Origin of the sequence: Paeniglutamicibacter sp. ORCA_105, assembly GCF_045798545.1 — a bacterium.
GTDB classification, from domain to species: domain Bacteria; phylum Actinomycetota; class Actinomycetes; order Actinomycetales; family Micrococcaceae; genus Paeniglutamicibacter; species Paeniglutamicibacter sulfureus.
In genome coordinates, this window is record NZ_JBIXLM010000014.1 from 13,932 (window position 1) to 33,890 (window position 19,959).

General features: G+C 62.2%; 17 protein-coding genes and 3 tRNA genes. 14 read left to right on the forward strand and 6 right to left on the reverse strand.

The features are described 5' to 3' along the window. Nucleotides 1-46: 46 nt before the first annotated feature. Both ACIPUB_RS08860 and ACIPUB_RS08865 read right to left on the reverse strand, forming a co-directional pair. Nucleotides 47-2,164, reverse strand: coding sequence for a catalase (locus ACIPUB_RS08860; RefSeq protein ID WP_407607035.1), 2,118 nt, complete (start codon nt 2,162-2,164; stop codon nt 47-49). Between the two features lie 217 nt (nt 2,165-2,381). Then, nucleotides 2,382-3,320, reverse strand: coding sequence for a 2-hydroxyacid dehydrogenase (locus tag ACIPUB_RS08865; protein WP_407607036.1), 939 nt, complete (start codon nt 3,318-3,320; stop codon nt 2,382-2,384). A 241-nt stretch (nt 3,321-3,561) separates the two neighbouring features. On the opposite strand from ACIPUB_RS08865, the gene ACIPUB_RS08870 reads away from it, so the two are divergent. The 8 genes from ACIPUB_RS08870 (at nt 3,562) to ACIPUB_RS08905 (ending at nt 11,460) form a co-directional block, all read left to right on the forward strand. Beyond that, nucleotides 3,562-3,634, forward strand: a tRNA-Lys gene (locus tag ACIPUB_RS08870). 669 nt (nt 3,635-4,303) lie between these two features. Continuing rightward, nucleotides 4,304-4,376 (forward strand) — tRNA-Lys (locus ACIPUB_RS08875). A gap of 349 nt (nt 4,377-4,725) precedes the next feature. Beyond that, complete coding sequence (gene bcp, locus ACIPUB_RS08880) at nt 4,726-5,223, forward strand: thioredoxin-dependent thiol peroxidase (protein ID WP_407607037.1); 498 nt, start codon at nt 4,726-4,728, stop codon at nt 5,221-5,223. A 90-nt stretch (nt 5,224-5,313) separates the two neighbouring features. Continuing rightward, nucleotides 5,314-5,395: transfer RNA gene (locus ACIPUB_RS08885), tRNA-Leu, on the forward strand. Nucleotides 5,396-5,530: 135 nt separating this feature from the next. Beyond that, nucleotides 5,531-7,369: an ABC transporter substrate-binding protein gene (locus ACIPUB_RS08890; RefSeq protein ID WP_407607038.1), complete on the forward strand. Its 1,839-nt coding sequence runs from the start codon at nt 5,531-5,533 to the stop codon at nt 7,367-7,369. Between the two features lie 149 nt (nt 7,370-7,518). Then, a complete protein-coding gene (locus ACIPUB_RS08895) occupies nt 7,519-8,943 on the forward strand; it encodes a malate:quinone oxidoreductase (RefSeq protein ID WP_407607108.1) in 1,425 nt (474 codons plus the stop codon). 509 nt (nt 8,944-9,452) lie between these two features. After that, nucleotides 9,453-10,022, forward strand: coding sequence for a hypothetical protein (locus tag ACIPUB_RS08900; protein WP_407607039.1), 570 nt, complete (start codon nt 9,453-9,455; stop codon nt 10,020-10,022). Continuing rightward, nucleotides 10,015-11,460: a multicopper oxidase domain-containing protein gene (locus tag ACIPUB_RS08905; protein WP_407607040.1), complete on the forward strand. Its 1,446-nt coding sequence runs from the start codon at nt 10,015-10,017 to the stop codon at nt 11,458-11,460. Before ACIPUB_RS08900 ends, ACIPUB_RS08905 begins: the two co-directional genes overlap by 8 nt. Here the strand turns inward: ACIPUB_RS08905 and ACIPUB_RS08910 are convergent. Continuing rightward, nucleotides 11,440-11,868 carry a hypothetical protein gene (locus ACIPUB_RS08910; RefSeq protein WP_407607041.1) on the reverse strand — a complete coding sequence of 143 codons (429 nt, stop codon included), beginning with the start codon at nt 11,866-11,868 and terminating at the stop codon, nt 11,440-11,442. The genes ACIPUB_RS08905 and ACIPUB_RS08910 overlap by 21 nt on opposite strands. A 181-nt stretch (nt 11,869-12,049) precedes the next feature. Between ACIPUB_RS08910 and ACIPUB_RS08915 the strand changes: the two genes are divergently transcribed. The 5 genes from ACIPUB_RS08915 to ACIPUB_RS08935 all read left to right on the forward strand — a co-directional run bounded on the left by ACIPUB_RS08915 (nt 12,050) and on the right by ACIPUB_RS08935 (nt 15,758). Then, on the forward strand, nt 12,050-13,006 hold the full coding sequence (locus ACIPUB_RS08915; RefSeq protein WP_407607042.1) for a multicopper oxidase domain-containing protein: 957 nt from the start codon (nt 12,050-12,052) through the stop codon (nt 13,004-13,006). 193 nt (nt 13,007-13,199) lie between these two features. Further along, a complete protein-coding gene (locus tag ACIPUB_RS08920; protein WP_302265816.1) occupies nt 13,200-13,535 on the forward strand; it encodes a PRC-barrel domain-containing protein in 336 nt (111 codons plus the stop codon). A 474-nt stretch (nt 13,536-14,009) separates the two neighbouring features. Then, the gene (locus ACIPUB_RS08925) at nt 14,010-14,702 is read left to right on the forward strand and encodes a PRC-barrel domain-containing protein (RefSeq protein ID WP_407607043.1); all 693 of its coding nucleotides are present in this window, start codon (nt 14,010-14,012) and stop codon (nt 14,700-14,702) included. Between the two features lie 76 nt (nt 14,703-14,778). Continuing rightward, nucleotides 14,779-15,390 (forward strand): hypothetical protein, encoded by a 612-nt coding sequence (locus ACIPUB_RS08930; protein ID WP_407607044.1) that lies wholly within the window; start codon nt 14,779-14,781, stop codon nt 15,388-15,390. 182 nt (nt 15,391-15,572) lie between these two features. Continuing rightward, complete coding sequence (locus tag ACIPUB_RS08935) at nt 15,573-15,758, forward strand: CsbD family protein (protein ID WP_407607045.1); 186 nt, start codon at nt 15,573-15,575, stop codon at nt 15,756-15,758. 126 nt (nt 15,759-15,884) lie between these two features. Here the strand turns inward: ACIPUB_RS08935 and ACIPUB_RS08940 are convergent, their stop codons facing one another. From ACIPUB_RS08940 to ACIPUB_RS08950, 3 genes are all read right to left on the reverse strand, one after another. Beyond that, a complete protein-coding gene (locus ACIPUB_RS08940) occupies nt 15,885-16,124 on the reverse strand; it encodes a hypothetical protein (protein WP_407607046.1) in 240 nt (79 codons plus the stop codon). Between the two features lie 29 nt (nt 16,125-16,153). Then, entirely contained in the window at nt 16,154-16,420 is a 267-nt protein-coding gene (locus ACIPUB_RS08945; protein ID WP_407607109.1) for a Rho termination factor N-terminal domain-containing protein, read from the reverse strand. A gap of 207 nt (nt 16,421-16,627) precedes the next feature. Further along, complete coding sequence (locus ACIPUB_RS08950) at nt 16,628-17,644, reverse strand: XRE family transcriptional regulator (protein ID WP_407607047.1); 1,017 nt, start codon at nt 17,642-17,644, stop codon at nt 16,628-16,630. Nucleotides 17,645-18,195: 551 nt separating this feature from the next. Here ACIPUB_RS08950 and ACIPUB_RS08955 point away from each other — a divergent pair. Continuing rightward, nucleotides 18,196-19,278 (forward strand): glutamate--cysteine ligase, encoded by a 1,083-nt coding sequence (locus ACIPUB_RS08955; protein ID WP_407607048.1) that lies wholly within the window; start codon nt 18,196-18,198, stop codon nt 19,276-19,278. The last annotated feature ends 681 nt before the right edge of the window (nt 19,279-19,959 follow it).

The window sequence follows — 19,959 nt, forward strand, 5'->3', positions numbered from 1 at the left end:
AGTCTTCTTCCTCACCCGCCGTTGTTATGCCGTTCGCGGCCTCCGCCTAGGAAGTCGGGATGTCGAACCGCTCCCAGGCCCGGTGCGATGCCAGCAGCGTTGCCGTGTCCTGGATCGCTGATTCGGTGGTGGCCGTCACCAGCCCGGGGCCCATCGCGGGCAGCCCGATGTCCTCAAAGAAACCCTCGGACTGCTCCACTGTCACGATGGCCTTGCCTTGCCGGTACGCCTCGTGTAGCAGCAACACCAATCGCGGGTCCAGGTCTTCGGCGCCCGGGGGGCGGATGGCCCCTGCCTTGGCGTCAAGATCGACCCTGGAATCCGGTGCCGGGGACAACGCCGCGGCGACCACTATGGCGTCGAACTCGATGGACCGGGCAGTGAGCAGCGTACGGTCCACGGGGGAACCGTCCGCGAGGCTGCCACCGGTGGGTGCCAGCAGCAGTGGCTTCAGGCCCTGCAGGTTGGCGTTGGCCACCAGCAACTCAATGGTTTTCGCCGGGGTGGAATGACTTGCCACGATGCCAAGCACCCTGCCCTCGACCGGCCACATCCCACCCATTTGCGAGACCGAGGGGCAAAGCTCGGCTTCCGGCACTTCGGTGTCTGCCTCGGGGGCAGGCAGGCCAAGTTCATGCGCAACAGCAGCGCACAGCCCGGCATCGATGTTGGCCAAGGCCTGCAGTTGGCGTTTGCGGACCTGTTCGCTGGCGCACTTGCCCAGTTCAAACGAGTAGGCCTGTTGGACATGCAGTTGTTCCTGTGTGTCCAGTGAACGGTAGAACATCGTCACCTGGCTGAAGTGGTCCTCGAACGACACCGGGTTGCCACGTTCCTTGAGTGCCTCGGCGACATGCTCGGGAACGTCGATGAACGGCGCGCGGGTGTTGTCCCCCTCGCCGGCCATGAAGGGACAGCCGCCGTCCAGCGAATTGGGGTGGTAGGGCGCGATGCCGTCGTGCACGTACGTCTGGTGCATGCCGTCGCGCAACATGTCATTGACCGGCGCGTGCGGCAGGTTGATGGGCAACTGCGAGAAGTTCGGCCCGCCCAGGCGCGTGATCTGGGTATCGATGTAGGAGAAGAGCCGCACCTGGAGCAGCGGGTCGTTGGTGACGTCGATGCCCGGCACCAGGTGCCCGGGGTGGAAGGCGACCTGCTCGGTCTCGGCGAAGTAGTTGGCCGGATTCCGGTCCAGGACCATCTTGCCGATCAGTTGGACAGGAGCGAGCTCCTCGGGAACGAACTTGGTGGGATCCAGCAAGTCGATGCCTTTGAACATCTGCTCCTCGTTGTCCTCGAAGACCTGGACGCCCAGTTCCCATTCCGGGAATGCACCTGCCTTGATGGCCTCGGCGAGGTCGCGGCGGTGGAAGTCGGGATCGGCGCCATTGGCCAGCAAAGCCTCCTCCCACACCAGGGAGTGCACGCCAAGCCGCGGCTTCCAGTGGAACTTCACCAGCGAGGTCGCCCCGTCAGGGGCGACCATCTTGAAGGTGTGGACTCCGAATCCCTCCATCATGCGGTACGACCGCGGGATGCCCCTGTCACTCATGAACCACATCGTGTGGGCCTGGGCCTGGGTGTGTTCGGAAACGAAATCCCAGAACGTGTCGTGGGCGGACTGCGCCTGGGGTATCTCCAGGTCCGGGTGGGGCTTCACGGAGTGCACGACATCGGGGAACTTGATGCCGTCCTGGATGAAGAACACCGGAATGTTATTCCCCACCAGATCGAACACGCCCTCTTCGGTGTAGAACTTGGTGGCGAAACCGCGAGTGTCTCGGACAGTGTCGGCCGATCCTCGCGATCCGGCGACGGTGGAGAACCTGACAAACACCGGGGTTTCCACGCCGTCGGCCAGGAACCCGGCACTGCAGATCCGCGAGCCGGTGCCGTAGCTGATGAACCGGCCGTGGGCCCCGGCGCCGCGGGCGTGGACCACGCGCTCGGGGATCCGTTCATGGTCGAAGTGGGTGATCTTTTCCCGCAGGTGGTGATCCTGCAGCAGGATCGGGCCACGCGGGCCGGCCTTAAGCGAGTGGTCGGTATCCCGCAGCGGTGTCCCTTGGCTGGTGGTCAGCGCAGTTCCCTGCGGATGGGTGGGCCGGGCGCTTTGCTTCGGACCGGATTCGCCCGGCGCTTCAGGAGTTGGAGTGAACATGTCAGAACCCGCTTTCGTTCCGTGCCCGCAGTGGGGCGCGTGCGATGGAATGTTGACTTTCGGCGGCGTTTCGCATGTTTGCGTGGAGGTGGCTCGTCTTGCAGACGCCGCCACCTCCACCGTAGGCCCGGGTCCCCAGGGCACGTCAAGGAAAGTGCACGTGGCACAGTGTCGGTCTCTGCTGCGGGCAATCCCCGGCCATGCCCGACCCTTTCGCCTATTCCGGTTTCAGGACCAAGTTCTCCGGTTCGGTTCCGTTGGCCCATGCGACCAACTGGCGCTTCAGCAGAGCCGTCATGCGCGGAAGAAAGGCCTCGGTGTTGCCGCCGTTGTGGGGAACAATCAAAGCGTTGGGCAAGCTCCAGATCGGGTGGTCCCCAGGCAGGGGTTCGGGATCGAAGACATCGGAGGCGCAGCGCAGCCGGCCCGTGCTCAATTCCGCAACGAGTGCATCGGTGTCGACAACCGGGCCGCGGGCCACATTCACGATCAACGCGTCGTCGGGCAGGGCGGCCAACAACTCGGCGTCCACCAGGTGGTGGGTGCCCGGGTTGTGGGGCACGATCAGGATCAGCACCTCGATGTCCTTGGCATGGTCCAGCAGGTCGTCGATCGCCAGGACCTCGCCGTGGGCATCGGTGCGGGCGCGGGTGCCGAAACGGCTCATTTCGACTTCGAACGGCACCAGCCGCTTGCGGATTTCCTCACCGATGCCGCCGACGCCCACGATGGCGACCCTGCGGTCCGCCAGGCCCGGCCAGCGCCGGGGGTTCCAACGGCCCTCAGCCTGGTCGCGCACTGCCTCGCCAATGCCGCGCAGCGAAGCCAGGGCCAGGCCCACGGCCAGCTCGGCGGTTGCTGCGGCGTGGACTCCGGCCGCCGTGGCGACAGCGACATCGGGGCCCACCAACTCGTGCACGCCGTCGAATCCGGTGGTCTGCGTCTGAACTAGTTGGAGATTCGCGGCCCGCCCGATGCCCTTGAGCATCGACATGTTGGCCATGTACGGGAAGACGGCCACGTCGATCTCATCGAGCTCCACCCCGTCCGGTTCCCCGGCAATGTCCCAGACGCCTGCCTTGATCCCGTCGGGCAACGGGCCCACGGCGTCCAGAAGTTCGGTATTGGGAAATGACACAACGTGGATTGGCTTCATAGGACTTAGCCTAAGTTGGCCCAATACGCCGCCCCAAGGGCAAAACGCTCCGCGTCGCTAAGACGGGCACACATGACGCGTCTCCCCCGCGCCAGCCAAATGTTCCAACGACCCTACTCAAGGCAATATTTGTGACCTCGATCCCAAAGGATCGATTCGGTTTGCTTTCCGCCCGCAAGCTGGTATAGTTTCATGTCGTTGCAGAGCGCGGGAGCCACGAACTCCCAGCGAAACAACAGTCGCACCTCTAGCTCAATTGGCAGAGCAATTGACTCTTAATCAATGGGTTTCGGGTTCAAGTCCCGAGGGGTGCACATACAAGAAGGTCCGGTTTGCTAAAGCGAACCGGACCTTCTGCTTTTCCGACAGGAAGTGATCTTGCCGCCATGCGGCATCCCCCACTGGTCGGCACGGCCGGCACGCCGCAAACTCCGGCCACAGCGAGTTTCGCGCAACGGTGCACTGCCCGGAAAGCCCAGCGATAGCCGTTGGCGTTTCCGGGTCTCACAGAATGCAACAGTCACCCCTGAAATGCATTTGGCCATGAATTCGGGCACCCAGGGCTCAACAGCGGATGGGCATGCAAGGGCCCCGGATCCCGACCGCCCGTCGACGGCATTCCCCCGGATTCGCCTCGCAGGGCGGTGACCGGGATACGACAACCTACATTGGCGGTGTGGTGATATTTCATGCCGGCGACACCCCGGGACACACCTGTCGAGGATCGCGGCGTCCGGGCTCCGGAACCACTGGACCCGATAGCCCTGTACGGTGTGCGCGCAATCACATATCCAATTCCGGGAATTCCGATCCAAAAATCCGGGCAATTCCGTGCCAACAATCCCGTGAATCCCCGAGATATCGGCATTTTTGCATCATCACCCGGACCCACCTCGCCGATTTTATTTCCTGGGTGTTTTCTGGTTATGATTATCTGCGTCGCAAGGACGGGCTCCGCACGGAGCGCTGACCAGAGCGACTCAGCACCTCTAGCTCAATTGGCAGAGCAATTGACTCTTAATCAATGGGTTTCGGGTTCAAGTCCCGAGGGGTGCACGGTGAGAAAGACCCGATCTGTTTCGACAGATCGGGTCTTTCGTTTTTCCCAACACTCCCAGCCCATCGCGACATCACCTCGTGGCCCGTTCCCTTGGGCCAGCATCCGCCATTGCGGTCGCACCCGCGCATCGCGAGCCACGCGGTCGGTTGCGGTCGGTTGCCGTAGCGCGAAGGACCCTTGCCGCTTGGGCTCCGCCCGATATCCGCAGACCACGCCATGCCCGCGACCACACCCTCCGGTCACATATTCGATAGGCTCGGGGGTAGACCCCCATCGAAGCTTCGATTCGCCGCGGCATTCAACTGCTCACGCCGAATCCACCACACCCAGGGAGTACCCACATTCATGAGTGAGAACGCCACCACCGAAACCGCCCGCCTGTCCGCCGGAGACACCGCGCCGGACTTCACCCTGCCCGATGGCCGGGGCCAGGAACTTGCCCTTTCCTCGCTACGCGGGAAAAAGACGATCGTGTACTTCTACCCAGCGGCCTCCACCCCGGGCTGCACCAAGCAGGCCTGCGACTTCCGCGATTCGCTCGATTCGCTGGCGGCGGCCGGCTACCAGGTCGTGGGCATCTCCCCCGATGCGCCGGCCAAGCTGGCCAAGTTCACGGCCAAGGAAGACCTGACCTTCCCGCTGCTGGCGGACGAGGACCACGCCGTTGCGGCCGCCTACGGCGCATGGGGTGAAAAGAAGAATTACGGCCGCACCTACGAGGGCCTGATCCGATCCACCGTCGTGGTCGATGAGCAAGGGATCGTCGAATTGGCACAGTACAACGTGAGGGCCACCGGACACGTCGCCAAGTTGCGTCGTGATTTGGGTCTCGATCCAAAATAAAGTTTCGCCCACAGCCCAAAAGCCACAAATCGGGCCAAAATTCTCCGCTAGACTGATTTCTGCCGAACTTCGAAAGCGGTTCGCTGCCTTGCGAGCGTGGCGGAATTGGTAGACGCGCTGGATTTAGGTTCCAGTGTCTTCGGACGTGGGGGTTCAAGTCCCCCCGCTCGCACACAAACGTCAAATGTATCCTTTGATACCTACGGCGCCACGCAGGGCCCCCGGATACTGCCGGGGGCCCTGCGCTTTAACATTGAGCAGCGGCCCGCCACCATTTGGAGCCCAAAACACTGACGAGGAGTCTTTGGTGCCAGACCAGCCGCACAGCCCGGATCGACCCAGGGCCACGCGCCGAGCCTTCCTTGCCGGCAGTCTGGGTCTCACGGCGCTGGCCCTGACCGGCTGCGATTCCAAGGACACCACGGCACCTTCCAGTCCGTCCGGCAGTGCCGAACCGGCGATCCGTACTTTTCACTTTGGTTCCGCCGCCGATCCGGCAGGACTGGACCCCGCAATCTCCGGGGACAATGAGACCTTCCGCATCACCCGCCAGATCTACGAGGGTCTCATCGGGGTGGACCGCGAAACCGGGGCGCCGATCCCGCTGCTCGCCACCGACTGGATCGTGAGTCCGGACCGACTGCAGTACACCTTCATCCTGCGCCGCGGAGTCAAGTTCCACGACGGGACGGACTTCGATGCACAGGCCGTGGTCACCAATTTCGAACACTGGATAGCGCTGCCGATTGATGTGCGCGCCAACTCCGACCAGGGCTTCACCCAGGTCTTCCGCCACAACGAGCAGCTCCCGGTGCTTCCCAAGTCAATCCCCGAACCCAAGGCCAACGCGAACGACGGCAACGAATCCATTGACCCCCAAAAGCTCGTTGAGCACGCAGCGCAGACGGCGTTGCTGGCTACGCTCCGTGAACAGCTCAAGGCAAATCCGTTCGTGGGGACCAGCGTCGGTGGCACCGCCAGCTACTTCGGATCCATCAAGGCCGCAGACACCCACACCGTGGTGCTGACCCTGCGCCAGCCGATCTCCGGACTCATCGAGGCGCTGACGCTGCCCGGCCTGGCCTTGGCCTCGCCCAAGGCACTTGCCACCCCCGCGACATCGAACGACCAGGTATCGTACTTGGCAACCCAGCCGGTAGGCACCGGGCCGTACAAGTTCGTGTCCTGGAAGGACGGGGCGGTGACCTTGCGCAGCTTCACCGAATACTGGGATGCCGCCGCCGTGGAAGCCAACCCTACCGCTCCCACCTTGGTCGTCTTCCGTGAAATCCGTACGCCGTCCGGGCGCCTGGGTGCCCTGGACCGCGGCGAGATCGACGGCTTCGACCTGGTCGCGGTGACGGGGTTGCGCGAATTGGTGCGCGAGGGCAAGCTCATCGTGCAGCGTGACCCGTACGCCGTGACCTATCTGGGCATGAACCAGAACAACAAATGGTTGGCCAAGGAGGAATTCCGCCAGGCGATCGCCCACGGAATCGACAGGCAAAAGATCATTGAACAGTTCTACATCTCCGGCACCAAGGAAGCCCGGGGCTTTTTGCCCGCTTCGCTGGGGATCAAGACCTCGGACACGTACTACGGCCCGGATTCCAATCGCGCCAAGGACCTGCTTGAATCCTGCGACTACGACGGAAGCCCCATCCCGTTCCTGTACCCCTTGAACATCTCCCGTGCCTACCTGCCCCTGCCCGAACTCATCTATGCAGAAATCTCACGGCAGTTGGCCCTGGTCGGAATCAAGCTCGCACCGGTGCCGATGGACTGGAACGACGGCTATGTCGCCGCGGTCCGCTCCGGGGACACCCCTGGCCTTCACCTGCTGGGCTTCAACGGCGGCTACCGGGACCCGGATGATTTCATGAGCGCACTCTTTGCGGACAACAAACAGCAATTCGGCTACGACTCCCCCGTCCTTTCCGCGCAGGTGCTGCTGGCTCGTTCCATGCCCTCCGGCGAGCAGCGCATCAACGCATACCAGGACCTTTCCAACACCTTGGCCAAGGACCTGCCAGCCCTTCCCCTGGCCTTTCCCATCTCGGCGTTGGCCTTCAACGATTCCGTAAGGAACTACCCCTCGTCTCCGGTTTTGGACGAAGTCTTCACCGATGTGAGGATGAACACTTAATCAGCCCGCTGTCAAGGGACCAATTTCTTGGACACCCCCGGATGGCGCTAGTCTTGCCTAGAGTCAAGACGAACTTTCAATGGAGAACCCCCGTGCCTTCTGAATCCACCAATCAGTCTTTCGACGTCGTTCTCATCGGCGCCGGTGTCATGAGCGCGACGCTCGGCACCATGATCAAGCAGCTGGAGCCGGGGTGGAGCATTGGCCTTTTCGAGAACCTGGATCAGGCCGGCCTCGAGTCTTCCTCCCCGTGGAACAACGCGGGAACCGGCCACTCGGCACTCTGCGAACTGAACTACACCGCGGCCGGCCCCGACGGCAGCGTCGACCCGGCCAAGGCCATCGGCATCAATGAGCAGTTCCAGGTCTCCCGCCAGTTCTTCTCGCACCTGGTGAAGAACAAACAGGTCGGCGATCCCTCCACCTTCATCAACGCGCTGCCCCACATGAGCTTCGTCATCGGTGACGACCACGCCAACTACCTCAAGACCCGCTACGAAGCACTCAAGCCCCACACGCTGTTCAACGAGATCGAGCACACCGAGGACCTGGACACCATCAAGTCCTGGGCCCCGCTGGTGGCCAACGGCCGCGACGAATCCCAGCGCGTGGCAGCCTCCCGCGTGGTCTCCGGCACTGACGTGGACTTCGGTTCACTAACTCGCCAAATGACCGACAACCTCGCCGCCAACGGCGCGGAGGTCAGCTACGGCCACCGCGTCACCGGCATCAAGCGCGACGGCACCGGCTGGGACATTTCCGTGCGCGACAACGCCACCAAGGCGACGCGCAACGTGAAGGCCAAGTTCGTGTTCGTGGGTGCCGGCGGCGGCGCCCTGGGCTTGCTGCAGAAGGCAGGCATCGACGAAATCAAGGGCTTCGGCGGCTTCCCGGTCTCCGGCCAGTTCCTGCGTTGCACCGACGATGCGATCATCGACCAGCACCACGCCAAGGTCTACGGCCAGGCCTCGGTCGGCGCCCCACCGATGAGCGTGCCGCACCTGGACACCCGCTTCGTCGACGGGAAGCGCTCGCTGATGTTCGGCCCCTACGCCGGCTTCTCCACCAACTTCCTCAAGACCTCCTCGTTGCTGGACCTGCCGCTTTCCATCCGCGCGCACAACATCCTGCCGATGCTCGCCGTGGGCAAGGACAACCTGGACCTGACCCTGTACCTGATCAAGGAAGTGCTCAAGTCCCGGTCAAAGAAGGACGACGCGCTACGCGAGTACCTGCCCGAGGCCACCGGCGAGAAGTGGGAATTGATCACCGCCGGACAGCGCGTCCAGGTCATCAAGAAGGATGCCAAGAAGGGCGGCGTGCTGCAGTTCGGCACCGAGGTCATCACCTCCGCCGACGGCACCATCTCCGGCCTGCTGGGAGCCTCCCCGGGAGCCTCGACAGCGACCCCGATCATGATCGGCCTGCTTGGCCGCTGCTTCCCGAAGCAGTTCGCCGGCTGGGAGTCCAAGCTCAAGGAGATCATCCCGTCCTACGGTGTGAAGCTCAACGAGAATGCCTCGCTCTACGCCGACGTGCGTGCCGAGACCGACAAGGTCCTCGGCCTCGCTTAAGTAGCAGGTGCGCCGGCACCGCCTCCGGTTGGACCAAGACAGAAGCCCGATTCGTGGTTTTCCCTTTCGCATGACGTGACGGGATCATCGAATCGGGCTTTTGCCGTCCCGTCCGCCCGGGCATTCCCACCACATGGACGCCGAGTTCAGGGTCTGCACCCAAGCCACCTCCTGCTGCGCATCTTCACTGCGGAGTTCATGCACCCCAGTCGCCCACGCAAAGTAGCGCGTCCCATCCGCTGAGCAAACCACCCGAAACGTTGCGACGCAGACACAATCCCGGCCGAGCTCTTTACAGTGCCCTGTCCGCGGACCATACTGACTTCAATACTTGGGAAGTATTTACATCATTGGGATTATCTCCGGTTCTTGGCTAACCCGGAGATTGCTTGGGAATTTGGGAACTTGGGGAGGTTGTACCAGCCATGCTTGAAACTTGGGGAAATCGCGCTGCTCCGCGCCATCACAACATCGGGTCGAGACCCGTGACATCGGAATCCGCTAGACCATTGCTTTCGCGACGCTCTTTCGGCATCACAATTGGTGCCTCACTCGTCCTGGGCGCGGGCGGCATCGCCGCATTGGCAGCCGCATTCACCGCCGCCGGACCGTTGGGCACCACCACCGTTCAAACCAGCTTCGGACAGGCGCGGATATCCCGGGCCGAGCGACAAGCGAGACTGGCCTCCGGAGCCGCCGCCGGAGGCGGCCACTCCGGGCACCAGTCAACGGTCGACGGAACCCGGCAACCGGTCAACATGACATTCGGGGACCACTTGCTTCTCCAGCTCGAGGTCTTCAATGAAAGCGACGAGGACCAAATGTTCTCGCCGGGGCTGCTGCGCATCCAAGGCAACAGCCAACCGTGGCTCGTCGTCAACCGTTGGAACGACCTCACACCAGGGCTGATGGCCCCGGGGACACAGGTCCGGGCCAATATCAGTTTCCTGGTTCCATCCGATGCCACGGCGTTCACCGCCTTATTCGATGACATCGCAAATCCAGGCGGAAAACCCGTAGAACTACCCTTGCCGGCCGTGAACTGGCGTCCCGGATTCCTGGAGGAAGCACATGTCTAGCGATAGGGTGCCCGCAAAGACCAACGGCACAGAACCCGCATCCACAACCGATTCCCGCCCGGATGATCCCGGTGTCGATCGGTCCAGTGTATTGAAGCTCGGTGCCGCAGCGGCCCTGGGAACTGCCGCAGCCATGGCGGCGGTGGCCCGCCCGGCCACTGCGGCCCCACCGCGCAGGGCCCGTGCTGCGGTTCCCGTGGCCGTCACCCCGCTGCCCGGGGTGCTGGACCTCTACATCAACGAGGGCTACACAAGGATGGTCGATGATTCCCTGGTCTACCAGCGTGGATTCGGCGACCAGCCAACGGCCCTTCGGGACGCGAATCCGTCACTGCGCATCGTTCCGAAGATCTTCACCCGTGCCGGAAAGGTGGTGGAATCACGGACCTATCCATTGAATGCGGTGCCTCCCCCCAACGGGACGCCGACACCTGCCGGACCGGACCCCGCGAACCCGGGCCAGTTCTTTATCCGGCGAAACCACTGGGCCAGCTATTTCCCGCAACGCACCATCATTGTCGAGACCGGTTCCAAGGTGCGGTTGCGCATTTTCAACCGCCTGGCCGGCACGCACCAGTTCACCGTTGCCCAGGCGGCCCACGGCCGCAGCGACATCACCACGGGACCGATACCTCCAGGCGGGGAAGCGCGGTTGGACTTCGACGCACCATACGCCGGCACCTACATCTACTACGATCCAACGAATGCGCCGGTCCAGCGTGCGCTCGGGCTCTTCGGATCCATTGTCGTGGTGGACCCGGAGGACGCCTGGCGGGTCGCGCCCAACCAGATGGGCTTTGAAAGGCAATGGCTGTGGGTCACTCATGCCATTGACACCAAATGGGCCAACATCGAGGCAGCCGGCGGTACCGTTGACCCATTGGCAACCCCCGCCGTTCCCCGCTACTTCCTGCTCAACGATCGCAGCGGCTATGAGGCCTTGGGCCATTCACCCAACAGGGATATCAATCGGCTCGCCCACGAGGAGTCGCTGGTCTCCGGCTATCCGCGACAAATTGATGTACGCGACTTCGGGGAGGACGCGACACTGGGCACCATCCGCGGCGGGCAGGTGGTCAGGATGATCAATGCCGGAATCGCGTTCCACCAAATCCACTTCCACGGCAACCACCTGTGGACCGTGCGCCGCAACAACGTCGAATGGCCGCGTGAATTCGGCCACGTGGATGAGGACGGACACGTGGTGCTGCAACAGTGGGAAGACGTGGTCCAACTCGAACCCATGGATCGGAAGGACTGCATCATCCCCATGAAGCGACCACCCGACGCCACAGACCAAGTCTGGTACGCCCGGACCGAAGACTGGAAATATCCCATGCACTGCCATGCCGAGATGTCGCAGACTGCGGCAGGTGGCATGTACCCCGGTGGGTTGGTTGCCCACTGGGAGCTTAAATCACCGGTGATTGGAGGCTAAGACCATGAGAACAACATTTTGGGATGCACTAAGCGCAGCTGCGGGTAAGGGCCGCGATTCGCGCCGCGACGACGACGACAAGAAGGGGGCTTCACGCAAGCCACGGGCCACCAAGTCACCCAAGCCCACGCCGACCCCTACGCCGAAGTCGACGCGCAAACGCACTTCTAAGCCGAAGCCGACCAAGTCCGCAACGCCAAAACCAACGCCGACCAAATCGGCAACACCAAAACCAACGCCGACCAAGTCCGCAACGCCAAAGCCGACGCCGACCAAGTCCGCAACAGCAAAACCAACGCCGACCAAGTCCTCCACCTCGACGCCAACACGCAGCTCCTCGGGGCCAACCTCCACCAGCAAGTCAGCGACCGCATCCACCAGCTCGACGGCTCCGTCGCCACGGCCCACGAGTGCCTCACCGTCCGATGACGATGGCGAGGAAAGGGACTACGACTCCCAGGCCGATTTCGCATCGCACCAGATGCAGCAAGATCGGCCGGAGACCCACTTCCTCCAAACGCCGCACTTGTCGGTCGACTTGGACCTTTCCAGCCGTGACTTACGTTTTCCCGACGGCGCGGAGTTCGAGATGTGGGTCTTCCATAAGACTGACGGCGGCCGCGGATTCCCCAGTCCCACCCTGCGGCCCGCGGAAAGGACCATCTTCCACGCCAGGGTGGAACCCAGCATGGGGCCACACACCATCCACTGGCACGGCATGGAGCCGGACCCTCGAAACGACGGGGTGGGGCACACCTCCTTCGAAATCGACGACCACTACACCTACCAGTGGCAGCCCGAACCGGGGCGTGCCCACGATCCGAACTACGGCGCGGCAGGAACCTATTTTTACCATTGCCACGTCAACACCCCGCTCCACGCCCAGATGGGGCTGTTGGGCCCGCTGGTCATCGATCCCATCGTGCTGCCCGAATTCCCGGTTTCCCCGGGAAACCGGCGAGCCTTTGCCGACGGACCGGAATACGACATCGCCACCGAGTCATTGATCATGCCGTACTCGATCGATCCACGATGGCACGAGCTGGGGCATGCTGCCGGCCTGTCAGGTGAAGATGTCGGGCTGAACCGCTTTGAACCCACTCACTTCTACATCACCGGCGGTCTTTTGGCCGAGCGCAAGGAACGTGAGGAGGAGGTGTGGGCACCGAAGCAGCTCCCGATCAACGTGAAGGGAAATGGGAAGGCACCAAGCCTGATGCGCTTCCTCGACGGAAACTACCTCCCCAACAGTGTCACGTTCCTCAACGAAGACGGGACACCCGCCCGCATCGCCGAACTCATAGCCCATGACGGCAGGCCCTTCCGGCACACCTCCGCTCCCGGGGCGCCCGCAATCCCCACCAGCATGCATCCGGATCCCAGGGCCCATTTGTTCACCCATAGATTCTGCATGGGGGCCGCCGAGCGATACGACCTGCTGCTGCATCCGCCCACGGCCGGAAACTATACGCTAGTGATTGAATGGAACAATTGGATCACCGGTCAGCGGGTAGGTCGCCGGGAGTTGAAGCTTATCGCCTCCTGAATCTCTTCCCTGCCCACTCGAGCCAGTCCCCTGCCGTTGCCCTTGAATGCATGCGTGCTCGGTGCTTTGCTTGCAGTGGATAACCCGTCACTCCGGATGCCCAGGTCGGCTTGCTCCTCCTGGGCATCCGTGTTCGCGCAGCCGCATGGGATGGATGGTGGGAACGGGTGGAAAATTCGGGAAGGACACAGCCATGCTTGGCCACGGTTACTTGAACGCATTGAAGAATGCCAAGAGCACTGTCTATGGTCCGGCGAGGGAAAAGATCGGGACACTTGGGAACATTTTCATGGACGTGCGCACCGGGGACGCGGACTTCGTGACTGTTCGTCTCGGCCTGTTCGGAGCGGAGGAGCTCCTCGTCTCCCTCAGGGGCGCGGTGATCACTGACGGCCACCTGCAAGTTCGGTTCTCCAAGGATGTCATCAGGCACGCGCCAAAGGTCGACCCGGCGTCCGTGCTCGATGACGCGGAGAAATCGTTGTTGGATGGCTATTACTCGGTGATGGACCCGGACACCGGCGGATAGGACCGTATGGCCCTGGTGGGGATTCTCGCCGTCGCTGGACAACCATTTTGATCCCCGCGATGTACACCCCCGAGCCATCGGATAACGGTTCGCCTGCGATGCTAACTGCCGGCGGGGTTCCCTACCCGGGCCATCATTGTATTGGGATTTTCTCGATGACCAGGTGTGGATGTTTCCGGCCGTCTCCTAGTGATGCGACAGTTTCTTGAATTGCGATGCCGGCAGTGTTTGGCTTGCGACATGGGCGAGGCAGCGGGTCACACGCTTCCCGTTTGCCAGTCCGTGGCTTAGCTCGAGCGGGGAGGAAGTCGATGCCGGTAAGTGGGCCAATCGTGGGCGGAGCAAGTCTCCGCTTACGGGCGACCACGGCACAGGACATGACATGCCCGTTCCCCGTCACACAGAAGAATCGTTCACGATCCTGCGCGGGCCACTTCGAATCTCCTCCCGAGCTCCCCCGGAAAGGAAAACACCATGCTGAACAACGAAGACCTCAAGCCACTGCTGGAAACCAAAGCCAACGTGTTTGGCTCCGAAGGAGAAAAGATCGGTACCCTCGGTCAGATCTATCTTGATGATGGAACCAACCTCCCACACTTCGCTACCGTGAAAACCGGTCTGTTCGGTTCGTCCGAAAACTTTGTGCCGCTGGATGATGCGGAAATCTCCAATGGACAGCTCTACGTCAGGTTCACCAAGCAATTTGTGAAGGACGCCCCCAACGTCGATCCCATGGGGCATCTGAGCCCCGAGGACGAGGACCGCCTCTACGACTACTACTCGCAGGCCGGTCTGGGCGCGGACCGTGGAGTCGTTGAACCCGGAACGCCAGAGACCACAAGAGACCAGGGCAACCCCGAACCGGTAGGACTGAACCAAGACACCCCGCAGCGCTCCGAAGAACATGTGCACACCATCGGGAGCACGTCCGGACATCCCCGAATCCGGAAGTACGTAGTTACCGAACATCACGTGGACGCATCGGCGTCCAAACAAGCAGGGGCATCCTCCGGCATTTCCGGGGAGCATGGAGCGTACCCCGATGAACCGCGGACGAACGACGTGGTGCGGGACGGAAGCGAATCAACGTCCGAAGGTGACCGTGTTGCTACCGAAGACGGGCCTGAAACGAAGCGCCCCCGCAGTGGCGAACGGATGGATCCCTGAGAAACGGCTTTGGGGCACGAGCAGCTCCTTGCGAGGCAATACCTAACGGGTGACAAATCACGAAAGAGGTCGTTTGATGGAAACCACGGGTTCAGGTTCGAGTACTTCCAGCTATCGCGCCAACGAGAGGTTGGCTCGGGAACGCAGCCAATTCGGTGGCGTCAAGGTCGGCAGTGCGTTCTTTGGCTGGGTGACCGCCATGGGAATCACTGTCCTGCTCACGGCGCTCATCACAGCCTTTGGTGCCGGCGTTGGCCTGGCCACCAACACCGATCTGGGCACCGCCACCGAAAGCGTTGCCGGTAATCCGGATGCCACCGCCTGGACCTCCGCCATTGTCTTGGTGCTGGTCCTGCTGCTCGCCTACTTTTGCGGCGGCTACGTAGCCGGCAGGATGGCACGCTTCAGCGGTATGCGGCAGGGGATGGCCGTCTGGCTTTGGGCGATCATCGCCGCGATTGCCGTGGCCGCGATCACAGTCCTTGCCAACGTCAAGTTCGAGGCCTTGGGACAACTTAACGGCATCCCACAACTTCCCATGGACGGCGCAATGTCCACTCTTGGTTGGATTGCGCTGGCAATCGCCGTCATCGTCCCGCTGCTCGGAGCAATCCTCGGAGGCCAAGCCGGGATGCACTACCACCGGCGTGTGGATCGCAACAGCGAAGAGATCTATCGGGCGCCCTAGCTCGGCCGGATACAAGTTCGCGGGAAGGGAGGCAGACAGGACATCGATGAATTTGTGGGCACGTCATGCGGGTTCAATACCCGAAAGCGGCTGTCGCGCTTCCGGGGCACGGCTCGCGGCCACTGTGGCCATGCACGTTACCGAACGTACAAAAATGTGGAACCAATCCTAGGAGGACCCCCATGGGTATCGGAGACAAAATCGGCAACAAGGCGCAAGAGGCCGTCGGCAAGATCAAGGAGAATACCGGCGACGCAACCGACAACGAAAGCCTGCAGGCGGAGGGCGCAAGGGAAGAGGCGGAGGCCAGGGCGAAACAAGCCGGCGAGCACCTCAAGGACGCCGCCCGGGACATCACCGACAAGTGAACAACCCAGGCAGGGCAAAGGTTGCTCCTGCCTGCAGAATCTGAGAGGTGGGGTCGACCGCATGCGCCGTCGACTCCACCTCCATCTTGGAATGCACGGGTTACTAGTGCCCTTGGCCGCGCTGCTTTACCCAGCGTCGAAGCGTGCGTCGTCTTCGTTCATGTCTTCGGGCCCGCGGTAATTTGCCTCGGGAGCTGCGCTTCCCGATTCTCCGATCGAGTCCATATCTCCCTCCTTGACTTCTTCGTTCTTTGGGGTGCCGTCGTCCAGCAACGTCTCGGCGTCGCGCAGCGGATCAAAACTGTCAAGCGTCGGAGGAACGGTCGTTTGGTCCTCCGGATCCCCGTCGGCATTCTTGTGGGTCATTTTCTGCCTCCTCGTTATCAACCAATTTGTTAGGAATTGCGCAGCGAATCGATCAGTTCCTGCTTGTTCTGCTTCGAATAACCACTCAACCCGATTTCCTTGGCCCGTGCCTTCAGCTCTGGAACAGTCCAGTCGTCGTAGTCGCCTGCTTTTCCGCCCCGCTCCCCTACCTTCGACCTACCGTCGCGGGCAGCCGCGTTGGCGATTCGAGCGGCTTTTTGCTTGGAATTTCCTTCGTCGCGCAACTTTTCGTAGAGTTCATCGTCCTTGATCTCCGGAGTCCTGTCCTTTGGCATTGTCATGCTCCCTTTACATTGAACTACCTCTGGCCATTCCCCGGCGACCGCTTCACCGCGCACATCCTCATGGGACAGCGGAGGGCTGTCGGCCACGAATCGGCGGCGGCCCGTTCCAAGACTGCGGGACGAGTCTCCGGGGCTGTGTCTGCCACGCTACTGGGCTACCTTCGGGTTTCCAACCTTTCTGAATGAGACTGCGGGTGGCTAGAGTTCCGTCAGCGGCGTGTCGAGCATCCAGGCAAGCGATGTGCCATCCACCCGCCCTTCACGCATTCCCTTGAGGTGCGCACTGAACAGGTCGAAGGGTATCCGCGGCGAGCGGTAGGCACGGGCACGATCATGGCTGAGGCAAGCCGGGTTGTGCCAGACGAGCAATTGCAGCGTTCCTTCGTCGGCATGCACCAGCGCCGGCCCGCGCTGGATGCCCAAGGCATCCAACCGGTGGGCCAGGGCCTTGGCCGACACCCCTCTTTCCCACAGGAAGGCGGCCAGGTCCCGCGGGGACTGCTTGTTCCAATCGATCGACAGGACTGTCTCCGCAGGCAGCAAAAGCGCATAGGCGAATTCCCGCGACCACTGGTTCCGGCGGCGTCCCCGGTGACCGATTTCCGGTTGCCTCCCGCCCACCAGCTCCCCGAGTTCACGGGCGAGCACCAGGTTGGCTTGGTACCAAGCGCCAGTGCCGCGCACCACCACGTAGGTGACCTCACCGGCGACCATGGCCCGGGCGTCGAATGCAGGACCCTCGGCCACCACGAAAACCCCGATGCCGAAGGCATTTTCAATGGCGGCGGGTAAATCCTGCATGAAGGGTTGCAAGGAGGCACGTGAGAGCTGCGAAGCCACTTGGGTCGCGGCTTCCTCGGGCGTTAATTCCGTGGGCGGCACGGGCACTGCGGGCGTCGTCAGGGCAACCTCCCGGTAAGCACCCGCCGGAAAGGCAACGGTCTCGGCCACTCGGTCCAAACTGCCCCGGACATATGGAGGTCCGTCGGAATTGTTGGCGTCGGCCCGCGGGTCTCCCGTGATCAGCCATTGGAGCGAGACCTTCAAGGTCTTTGCCAGCGCTGCCAATTCCCCGGCGCTGAAATTTCTTTGTCCGCTCAGAGAACGGCTCAACGCATCTTGGGTCATGGACACCTGGCGCGCGATGCCAGATTGGTTCAGCCCCTCGGTGTTAGAGCTAATGGCATCCCTGACGCGTAGTCGAATCTGGTCCACCCGTATCGAGTCCTCCCTCCCCCCGCAATTTTTCCCAACATATCGGCGCCCATAGCCACGGACGCCCCCGGCTGCTGCTTCCAGCATTGCCGCCCCTCCGGGCCCGTGTAAAGATAAATGCATGGTGGGGTTCAAATGCCGGTTACTTATAAAGGCGAACCGGAAACCGCGAATGTACGGAAAATGCCTTCCGCCGAGTCCGGAAATGCGCGACGTGTTCCGGGGCTCCGGCCCATCCGTTGGCTGCGAAAGCGAGAGCATTCCTGCACGGGGCACCGTTCCGGGAGGCACGGATTTCCGCGGGGTCGGGTTTGGAGAAAAAGGCGGATCACCCGGGGTTCATCCATGGCTCCGGCTCCGGCTCCGGCTTGGCACGTTCGCACGTGAATTCCCGCCTACAATTCCTCCCCATAATCCAGCGTCCCTTGATATCCGCCCCGTGAGCCGAGAACCCGGAAATCATGTCGGCCCACCTCACCGTTCCACCCCGATTCCGCTCCCTACGCAGTGGGGCATCATCATCCGGCTGCGGGCCATGCAAGGAGTTCGTCATGAGTACCTTTGGCATCGAAGAGGAATTTTTTCTCCTGGATCCCGACACCGGATTGCCCGCCGCGCCCGGTGAGAAGGCCCGCGAGGCGCTCATGTCCCTACGGGCGGGAGAGAGCAGTTCACAGCACGAGCTCCTGGATTGCCAGATCGAAATGGCGACACCCGTTTGCTCGTCCGCTCAGCAGGCCCTGGATTCTGTCCATGGCTTCCGGCAAGGCCTTGCGAGGACTGCATCGGGGCACGATCTGCTTGCCGTGTCCCTGGGCACAGCCCCGCTGATCGGGGCTTCCGCAGCCGGGATCGCCCCAACCGAACGCTACAGGGAAATACACCGGTACCTGCCGGGCATCAGCAGCGAGCAATATGTATCTGGTCTGCATGTGCACGTCTCGATCCAGGATTCCGAGTCCGGGGTGCACGCCCTAAACGGCATCCGCAGATGGTTGCCCGCGCTGGCAGCTCTGGGCGCAAATTCACCGTTCTGGCGCGGGCAAGACTCGGGGTTCGCCTCGTGGAGGAGTATCCACTACCGCCAATGGTCGGTGCAGGGAATTCCGCCCTATTTCACCGACGCGGATGACTACTTCAAGCGGCTGGCACAAATACTTGGTTCAGATGTAGTTCTTGATGCCGGCCACATCGGGTGGGCGGCCCGCCTTTCAAACCATTATCCGACCATAGAAATCCGGATTTCCGATGCCCAATTGCAGGCCGACGAGTCGGTGACGTTGGCGTTGATCATCAGGGCACTGGTGGAGACGATCATCCGTGAACCCGCTCCGCAGGATGGTATACATCCTGAGATGCTTGATCTCGCATTCTGGCAGGCGGCCAAGCACGGCCTAGAGGGGAACCAGTTGCACCCCGAGACCGGAGATAGAGTGCCGTCCGATCAACTGGTAGGAGTCCTGCTCGGCCACATCCGCGATGCGCTGGATGAGAACGACGACTTCGAATTCGTGAAAGCCGCCACGGACCGACTTCTGATTTACGGCAATGGTGCCCGGCGGCAACGTGAGAGCATGGCCCTGGGCGGAATCGACCGAGTCATCAATGATGCGGCAAGCGCGCTTACGGCCTGAGTTCGGGCCCGCCCCTCGAGGACGGGCAAGCCCAAGGCCGCGAAGGGCGGCATGCGTTTCGGCGCCGCATCTCACCGGGGCCGATCCGCACAACATCGTCACTAGTGAAACCGACTAATCCATCGACGGTGGCCTGGTGGTCGGGTCGGGGTGCGGCATGGGGTCTGGCCCCGGGGCCGGCGAGGGGAATGGGTCCGGGTCCGGGTCCGGCGATGGATCGGGATGGGACGGGGGCCCTGGCGGAAAGTCGGGACCTGGTACCGGGTACTCTGGATCCGGACCCGGCGGCGGGCCCGGTGGAGTATCAGGCGCGGGCTCATGCTCCGGAGGAAGTGTGAGGCTCTGGGGATCGCGGAATTCTGGAGTTCCCTGGCCGAACTGCATGAACATATTTTCTCCTCTGACTGTGGGAGTAGAAAGTCGTCCCTTCGCGGATTCAACTGGCAGCCTGGCACCATGGCCCGGCTCGTTTGACCGTTCGTCAATCGTTGCACGGGACGCAACGGTCAGTCCACCGTATCGACATCACGAATGTCGAAAGCGCCTGCGCCAGCGCTTCCGGCTGGCAATGTCCAGGCGCATCGAGGTTTTACCAACACGAGGTGCAGGCGCCCGAACAAATCGGTCAAATATTTTTCGGGTCTCCTGTTCCCCGGGTCCGTCGTTCGATAACGTCTCCTG